Genomic DNA, 5427 nt, shown 5'->3' with positions numbered 1-5427 from the left:
TTTCCTGTGACAAAGTTCAGCGTGCACTCTGTTTTGTCACTTTTCCCTAAACAGCATTACCTGTTCTAGGTTCATTGGGTATAATCTCAGCTCGTAATTTAGAGCACCCCTTTTGAGACGATGCAAATTTAATTAAAATTCCAATATAAAAATTCCAAATTCCAAATTTTGTTTATAATCGGATTTCTACAAATCGGGTTTCTTACGATTTTTCTACATTATAAAATTCCTATTTAATAACTTTAAAATTAATACCTTTCCTTAAATTTTTAATAATGAAAAAATTAATCCTATTTTCACTGTTTATTTTTATCAACTGTAAATCAGTAGACACAAATTTGATTGGAAAATATCAAACAGAAAAATCAAGTTATACTCAAAAATGGATTAATTATATTTCCAATAATTGCATTGTTGTTGGAGTAAAATTAACTTTAGAAAAAGATTCAACTTTTTCAATTACAACTTGCTCTTATTCAGGAACTGGGAAATGGAATGTAAAAAATGATTCTTTAATTCTGAAATTTGAAACACAGAAACTATTTTTAAATAGTGTAAACTCAAATGTACAAGCAGAACTAATAGATGAAAAATATTTAATCAAAAACAACTATTTATATCAAGAAATAGAAAGTGAAAATAGTGTTTGCAAAATTAAATTAACTAAATAATACTATTTAAAATAAAGCCTGAAATTACAATTCCGGTTTTTTCCTGTTCTGTTTTATTTCAGCACTTATTGATTTGTCTTTTAATCTTTTGGCAACGACCGATTTTGGAATTTTGGTTGCTTTTCGTTCTTTTGGAATTATTAATGCTTTTTCTATGATTTCAAGAAAGCGTTTGGTAATAATTGCTTTGTTTTTTAATTGGCTTCGATCTTCGTCGCAGTTCAAAATTAGAATTCCTTCGAGCGTTAATTTGGATTTTAACTTCTTTAGGCAACGATCTTTTTCTTCTTCAGATAAAGCATTTGAATTTTGTAAATCAAATATCAAAACAACTTTAGACGACACTTTATTTACGTTTTGTCCGCCAGCACCAGAGCTTCTTACGGCTTTGAAAGTTAGTTCTGAAATGATTTTATCTTTTTCCATAGTTATAAGACTCAAAGTGATTTTGCCGCAAAGGCACTAAGTCAATTTTTGATGCTGAAATTTTAATTTGTTGATTGATGCGCCGGTTTTAATAAATCGTTGACCGTTTTCACTGGATTGAAAGTAATTAAAGGAACCTCAACAAAAACGGTTAACCATTTTGCCATTGCTCCATTCCAAAGTCCAGGAAGTTCAAAAGCTCTTAGTGATTTTCCTTTACTGTTCTTTTCTACAATAAAGCCTGAATTTTTATCTATGAACTTCGTTAAATCAAACTTTTGTCCGTTATAATCTTTTGTTCCGCAGACTAAATCAACAGGATTAAAATGGGTGGCACTTTGAAATATTTCTTTTTGTCTTTCGTCTTTTGTATCAATTTGAGACGATTCAATGATTTGCAAAAATGTTTTTCCTTTTTTATCGATTACCCAAAATGGTCCGCCACCAGGTTCACCTTCATTTTTAACCATTCCGCACACACGGATTGGTCGGTTTAAAATTGTTTTTAAATGATCAATTTTGCTCTCTTTGGTGTATTTTGAAAAATCATCTTTAATATCGATATTCAATTTTGATTTGATATAATTTACAATTTCATTCAAGTCTTCGTTAGAAACATTTTCAGCAACAAGGATTTTCATGTACTTGAAAATTACTTCTTGAAATTGAATTAAAATTCCGGCCAAAGCTTTTTTATAAAGTGCAATTTCTTGTAGGTGATTTTGAATCACATTATCAATATTTTTGATAAATACGACATCAGCATTTAAATCATTCAAATTTTCAATTAAAGCGCCGTGTCCGCCTGGTCTAAAAACAATTTGTTCGTTTTCGTCTCTAAAAGGATTTCCGTTTAAATCTACTGCAATAACATCTGTAGCCTTATTTTGATAAGAATATTGTACCGTAATTTCAGTATTGGTTTGCGCTTCAATTTTAGATTTTACATTCTTTATTATGTTGTCAAAATCATTTTGATGTTCTTCTGAAACGGTAAAATGAAGATTAGATTTTCCATTTGAAGCCGCATAAAATGCACATTCATTTAGATGTTCTTCAATTGCAGTAGCGGTGTGACTTTGATATTTATGAAATGGCAAGACACCTTTTGGTTTATTAGAATAATCAAAATGTTTTGGCGAAAGCATTGTTTTGATGTAGCCATAATCTCTTGTGTCTTTTTCCCAAGTTTCATAATCTGGCAGCGAAGATTTTGCTTTTTCTAAAATTTCATTGTGAAAAGGAAGTTTCTCTTTAGCAATTAAAAAAATAGATAAATTTTTATCCTTTTTTCTGTTGATATAAGCATTTATACTCTCTTCACCGAGTTTAAATTCATTTAAAAATTCGCTCAAAAACTTGAACATTCTGCTTGCTGCGCCCGATGCTGGAACAAACTTTTTCAATTTAAGCCTACTCTTCTTTTCATCAAAAAAATTAGAAAAATAAGCCGCTTCATCATCAGAAATTCTCAAAATACCATCGTTTATAATGGCAGGTCTATCAAGATTTATCTTCGGAATTCCGTTTTTCAAAATCTCAAATTGATTTTCTATAACCTCTAGATTAGCATTTCTTTGCTGTATTTTTAGGTAATCAAAAGAGTTAAAACCTAACTTTTTTGCTTTTTGAAAATCAGAAATAATCTTGGTTGCTTTTTCAAGACATTGCTCTTTAGTTCCTGACAGCTTGATGTAAGGTTTTTTATATTCAACCAATACTTGCTCAAAAATATCCATTGATGCTTTTCTATCATTAGGCTTGTCTCTTAAATCATCTTTTTCCCACGGAACGTCAACATCGGTTAAAAAAATCAAATCATATTTGTGTTTTTTAGCTGCTTTTTCGAGCATAGCATCACACGAATTATAATAGATGTCAGAAAAAACTTTGGTTACCAGAACAGCGGTATCACAAAATAGGATTTTATCAGTCCTTTTTAGTGCTTCATTCTCAAGTTGCGTTTGCCCAATCGCGATTGGAATTAAATCATCTTCGGTGCAAATTTCTTGTTTCGCATCCCATTTTTCTTGAAGATAATTGCGTGCAAACTCCGGAATCCAATTGGTATTGAATTCTTCTGCAAGTTGCGATGCTAATGTTGTTTTACCTGTAGATTCAGGTCCTACAATAGCAATTTTGATTATTTCTGTAGGTTCTTGTTTAAGATGTTCTTCCATTCGATATAGCCATAAATGGCAATAATTGTAAATATTAAATATTGAATGCTAGTAAATGTGTATCCTTTTGCGAAATATAAAGGAATAGAAATTAAATCACCAACAATCCAAAAAATCCAATTTTCTATTTTTCTTTTTGCCATAAGCCACATTCCAACAAAGAAAATTCCAGTTATGAACGTGTCAACATAAGACAACCAATTTGTAAATTTATCAAAAATAAGATACACTCCAACAACAAATAAAATTGTTGCTAAAAAGAGTACTATTGAAAATTTAATTTCTTGCTTAGTAATTCGTGCAATGGGATAAATTTCCTCACCATTATTTTTTCGTGTCCAATAATACCAACCATAAATACTCATTACAAAATAATAAGCGTTGATCATCATATCGCCAAGTAACGACCATTTCCAAAGCAGGAAAACATAAATTGAAGTATTGATTAATCCAGTTGGAAACACGAGAATATTATCTTTTTTGGCAAACCAAACACTTAATAATCCAAAAACTACTGCTGTAATTTCTAGAACTATTTCATAGGTTGGATAGTTTTTATATTGTGCAAAAAGAAATTCTAGCATTGGATTAACGATTGTCGATTTTCGAATTTTGATTTAGGAATTAAAAAAATTAGTGTCATTTTCAAATGCGGTTCCGATTACAACTATATCTGCACCAGCATTGTAAGCATTTTCAATTTCTTGCTTAGAACGAATTCCGCCACCAACGATTAACGGAATGTTTGTATTTTTCGAAACCAATGTAATCATTTCTTTTGGAACAGATAATTTTGCTCCACTTCCGGCTTCGAGATAAATTAATTTATTTCCGATGAATTCACCAGCTTGTGCAGTTTGCAATGCATATTCGTGGTTGTTTCTATCTAAAGGTTTGGTTTGACTTACTCTTTCAACAGCGGTTTCATTACCACTTTCAATTAAAATATATCCTGTTGAAATGACTTCTAAATTGGTCTTTTTAATGATTGGAACAGCGTTTACTTGATGTTCAATTAAATAATCTGGATTTCTACCTGATAATAAAGTTAAGAATAAAATTCCGTCAGCTTTAGCAGAAATTTGTGATGGATTTCCCGGAAATAATAAAAAAGGTAAGTTGATTTTCGATTTTAACTCAGTAATTAATTCATCTAAATGGGTTCCATCGAAGGAACTTCCGCCGACAAAAATATGTGTTGCTGGCGATTGGTTTATGTTTTGAATCAAATGCGAAAGGTTTCCCACTGTCAACTTATCTGGATCGAGAAGAATGGCTAGAAGCTTTTCACCTTTGGTTTTTGAATTTAAAATATTTTGATAGATGTTTGTCATTGTTTTAGCCACGGATAAAACGGATTTTACTGATTATCGCGGATTTCTAATTTTTAATTCCTAATTATTAATTGATTCAAAAGCACAAACAAATATATAATCTTCTACCGAATCAAATTGAATTTGGAATGTTTCTTCTTTGTTATTAAATTTTAATGTTGCGGTTGCTTTTTTGTCTTCAAAAGAAAAATCATCTTCAAAAATATGGTTTGGAAAACTGATGCCTTTTTCGTTTTTGATTTTGAAAATACTTTCTTTAATTCCCCAAACTACCGTTGCTTTTTTTATTTTTTCTTCTTCAGATAGATTATCCAAATGCGAAACGTCCATAAATCTTTTTGCAATTCGGAGTGCTTTTTCTTTCAATTGTTCTAAATCTAATCCCACTTTGGAATCACTAATGGCGATGGCCGAAAAATCACCTGAATGTGAAATTGAAATTTCAACATCTTTAATACTACAACCTTGCGGTTTCAAATGTGGTTTTCCGAATGCATCATAAATCAAATCGAAATCCGAATAAGCATTATGTTGTAAAAGCATTCGCACAGCCAAAAATCCTTTTTGATGACTTTCTGACTTCATTGTTTGCAATCGAGCCAACGACGAATCTTTGAGCCTTACTTGGTGGAATAGCGAATCATAATCTTCTGTAATCTTCCAAAGATACAGTTTGGTGTTGTTTGACAAATAGACGACTTTATGTAATGGCATTTAGTATTTTGTTGTTTTTCAAAAGATTAAACATTTAAACATTTCACAAATTTTAAAATAAATTATTAAAATCAAAACCTATGTTGTAATTTTGCACCAAAT

The 5427-nt window shown here is 30.6% G+C and carries 6 protein-coding genes and 1 riboswitch; of the genes, 1 reads left to right on the top strand and 5 read right to left on the bottom strand.

The features are described from left to right. Window positions 1–24: 24 nt before the first annotated feature. A riboswitch (TPP riboswitch) is annotated at window positions 25–121 on the bottom strand. 154 nt (window positions 122–275) lie between these two features. After that, window positions 276–671 (top strand): hypothetical protein, encoded by a 396-nt coding sequence (locus Q0050_RS09680; protein ID WP_298394826.1) that lies wholly within the window; start codon window positions 276–278, stop codon window positions 669–671. A gap of 24 nt (window positions 672–695) precedes the next feature. Here the strand turns inward: Q0050_RS09680 and arfB are convergent, their stop codons facing one another. The 5 genes from arfB to Q0050_RS09655 all read right to left on the bottom strand — a co-directional run bounded on the left by arfB (window position 696) and on the right by Q0050_RS09655 (window position 5325). After that, window positions 696–1097, bottom strand: a complete 402-nt coding sequence (gene arfB, locus Q0050_RS09675) for an alternative ribosome rescue aminoacyl-tRNA hydrolase ArfB (protein WP_298394823.1) — start codon at window positions 1095–1097, stop codon at window positions 696–698. A gap of 62 nt (window positions 1098–1159) precedes the next feature. Beyond that, entirely contained in the window at window positions 1160–3277 is a 2118-nt protein-coding gene (locus Q0050_RS09670) for a DUF4301 family protein (RefSeq protein WP_298394820.1), read from the bottom strand. Then, complete coding sequence (pnuC, locus tag Q0050_RS09665) at window positions 3241–3861, bottom strand: nicotinamide riboside transporter PnuC (RefSeq protein WP_298394818.1); 621 nt, start codon at window positions 3859–3861, stop codon at window positions 3241–3243. Before pnuC ends, Q0050_RS09670 begins: the two co-directional genes overlap by 37 nt. A gap of 33 nt (window positions 3862–3894) precedes the next feature. Then, window positions 3895–4611, bottom strand: coding sequence for a geranylgeranylglyceryl/heptaprenylglyceryl phosphate synthase (locus Q0050_RS09660; protein ID WP_298394816.1), 717 nt, complete (start codon window positions 4609–4611; stop codon window positions 3895–3897). A gap of 60 nt (window positions 4612–4671) precedes the next feature. Beyond that, window positions 4672–5325, bottom strand: coding sequence for a 4'-phosphopantetheinyl transferase superfamily protein (locus Q0050_RS09655; protein ID WP_298394814.1), 654 nt, complete (start codon window positions 5323–5325; stop codon window positions 4672–4674). Window positions 5326–5427 lie beyond the last annotated feature (102 nt).

This window comes from Flavobacterium sp., from assembly GCF_027483985.1.
Lineage (GTDB): Bacteria > Bacteroidota > Bacteroidia > Flavobacteriales > Flavobacteriaceae > Flavobacterium.
The sequence above is the reverse complement of the archived record's forward strand: the minus strand, read 5'-3'. Positions and strand labels throughout refer to the sequence as shown.

Coding starts and splice junctions, on each gene's coding strand:
- pnuC (WP_298394818.1), bottom strand. CDS start 3,861: ATGCTAGAATTTCTTTTTGCACAATATAAAAACTATCCAACCTATGAA.
- Q0050_RS09670 (WP_298394820.1), bottom strand. CDS start 3,277: ATGGAAGAACATCTTAAACAAGAACCTACAGAAATAATCAAAATTGCT.
- Q0050_RS09680 (WP_298394826.1), top strand. CDS start 276: ATGAAAAAATTAATCCTATTTTCACTGTTTATTTTTATCAACTGTAAA.
- Q0050_RS09655 (WP_298394814.1), bottom strand. CDS start 5,325: ATGCCATTACATAAAGTCGTCTATTTGTCAAACAACACCAAACTGTAT.
- arfB (WP_298394823.1), bottom strand. CDS start 1,097: ATGGAAAAAGATAAAATCATTTCAGAACTAACTTTCAAAGCCGTAAGA.
- Q0050_RS09660 (WP_298394816.1), bottom strand. CDS start 4,611: ATGACAAACATCTATCAAAATATTTTAAATTCAAAAACCAAAGGTGAA.